Raw genomic sequence first — 2,298 nt, 5'->3', positions numbered from 1 at the left:
GCTATCTGCGTCAACCCCGTTGACGCGACCACCCTAAAAAAGTGGCGTGGTGAGGAATCGCCGTCCGTTTTACGGCGGCGAGGATGTCAACCGATAAACCAACCTACCATCTAAGGAAGTTTGTCCAAATGGCAGTTAGAACAGGGTTCTCGCCTGTTCTAACCTGTGACTGACTTAAGCCGGTCTTCCCTCCACCACCTTATCGATTAAACCGTAGGCGACGGCTTCCTCGGCGGAGAGGAAATAATCGCGGTCAGTGTCTTTTTCGATGCGTTCGATGGTTTGTCCGGTGCGATTAGCCATAATTTCGTTTAATTGCTGGCGAATACGCAGGATTTCCTTAGCTTCAATGTCGATATCCGTCGCTTGCCGGCGCCCGGTTCCGCCCATGGGTTGGTGAATCATAATCCGCGCATGGGGAAGGGCTAGACGCTTACCCGGACTACCAGAAGCCAGTAAAAATGCCCCCATAGAGGCCGCTAATCCCACACAAATAGTCACCACTTCCGCTTTGATGTACTGCATGGTGTCGTAGATGGCCATGCCGGCGGTAACGGAACCCCCCGGGGAGTTGATATAGAGATAGATGGGTTTAGTGGGGTCTTCCGAGTCGAGATAAAGCATTTGGGCCACAAGGGCATTGGCTAACCCGTCGGTGACTTCCTGCCCCAAAAAAAGAATGCGTTCCACCGAAAGACGGCTGTAAATGCTAATCCACTGTTCGTATTGGCTACCCGGCAGACGGTAGGGAACTTTTGGCACACCGATAGGCATAATTGGTAACAACTCCTGCTAATTTGTAATAAATCTTAACTAACTTGGGCGAGGGGTTTCGGTAGTTCCTTGCGACTTTCCAGAACGCGATCGATTAATCCGTAGTCTTTCGCCTGTTGTGGGGTGAGATAGAAGGTGCGATCCATATCTTTCGCCAGTTTTTCGGTGGTTTGACCCGTATTTTTCGAGAAAATTTCTAACATCGTCTGTTTGTTGGCGATTACCTCTTTGGCGCGAATCTGGATATCGGTGGCTTGTCCTTGCGCCCCGGTGCGATTTTGGTTGAGAACAATGGTAGCGTGGGGTAAGGAGGCACGAAAACCCTTGGTTCCCGCAGAAAGAATCATCGCTGCAGTTCCCATGGCCTGCCCGATACAGATAGTATGAACGGGAGGTTTAATGTAGTTGAGGGTGTCACAGATAGCGAAAGCTTCGGTTTCGTAGCCGATCGCGTCCCCCGTGTACCAGGATGTGCCGGTAGAGTTGATATAGAAGAAAATCGGTTTTTCGGGATCGTCAAATTGCAGGTAGAGCAGTTGAGCGATAATTAATTCCGTCACGTCCACCCCGACATTGCGCTTGACATCATCGGAGGAAAATAAGGGCAACCCCAGATAGACAATTCTCTCTTTGAGCAGGAGAGATTCCAAGTCCGGTGGTGGTGTCCGATAGGCTGCATCCCCATAATAGGCAGTTTGTACCGCTTTAATCACTGAGTTCATCGAGTTTTTCCGTCATACACAGTATCCTGCTTTTGATTTTAACGTAATCGGGTTGACCGATTGCCTGGAGGTATTTTTAGCTAGGTTCCTCCCCAAGAATCTCTCGGTGTGGGGTGTGGGGTGTGGGGTGTAGGGTTTTACCGATTTTCAGGTGGTCAACTACCTAATTTTCAGCCTGATCACTCCCAGTCCGGTACTTTTTGATTGACAAAAAGTCTAAAAGTCTTACCCAACAAGGTTTTTAGATTTATTCAGCAGACCCTAAATAAAAATAATCTCCTGACTCCTGACTCCCCAAAACGAAAACTTTGTACCTCACCATTAAGATAACTGCGATCAGACTCAAAATAGATGGACTCGCAGCATATTCTGTTCTTTTTGTCAAAAAAACTTTCTCTTTGCAACAAAACTACACAATTAATTGATCAACGGGTTGGCTTAAAAAAGGCTCTTTAACCGCCAGTTGTTGCTGTTCCTAAATAGGTCAGTGTAGATTTAGCAAGGGTTTTCAGGATCACCAGACAGCTAAAAACTCAAAAAAGCACAGAAAAACCCACCATTTTATACTGCGAAATTATACCATAATCGCTGGAAGTATTGCAACCTAGTAAACAAATGAGAATTATTTTTAATAAATTCCTAAGAAAAGATAAATATTGCGAAATGTAAATTTAAATATTCTCAACTATTAAAGCTTGTTTTATATAAAAAACTTATCGAAAATTTGGGTTAAAACCCCGTCGTTTTACGACGGCTTTTCTTGATCTTTAATAGAGCATCTGAGAACTTCCAGGGTTGCACC

At 45.8% G+C, this 2,298-nt stretch carries 2 protein-coding genes; both read right to left on the bottom strand.

The features are described 5' to 3' along the window. Window positions 1–174: 174 nt before the first annotated feature. Window positions 175–774, bottom strand: a complete 600-nt coding sequence (locus tag BGL89_RS08305; protein WP_002734165.1) for an ATP-dependent Clp protease proteolytic subunit — start codon at window positions 772–774, stop codon at window positions 175–177. Window positions 775–809: 35 nt separating this feature from the next. Beyond that, the gene (locus BGL89_RS08300) at window positions 810–1,496 is read right to left on the bottom strand and encodes an ATP-dependent Clp protease proteolytic subunit (RefSeq protein ID WP_002746650.1); all 687 of its coding nucleotides are present in this window, start codon (window positions 1,494–1,496) and stop codon (window positions 810–812) included. Between the last annotated feature and the right edge of the window lie 802 nt (window positions 1,497–2,298).

The sequence above is a fragment of the Microcystis sp. LSC13-02 genome (assembly GCA_002282935.1).
Taxonomy (GTDB): domain Bacteria; phylum Cyanobacteriota; class Cyanobacteriia; order Cyanobacteriales; family Microcystaceae; genus Microcystis.
Note: the sequence above shows the minus strand (reverse complement) of the source record. Positions and strands in the feature narration are given on the sequence as shown.

Bases quoted from the DNA above. Each gene is read 5' to 3' on its own strand.
- BGL89_RS08305 (WP_002734165.1), bottom strand. From the start codon at position 774: ATGCCTATCGGTGTGCCAAAAGTTCCCTACCGTCTGCCGGGTAGCCAA.
- BGL89_RS08300 (WP_002746650.1), bottom strand. From the start codon at position 1,496: ATGAACTCAGTGATTAAAGCGGTACAAACTGCCTATTATGGGGATGCA.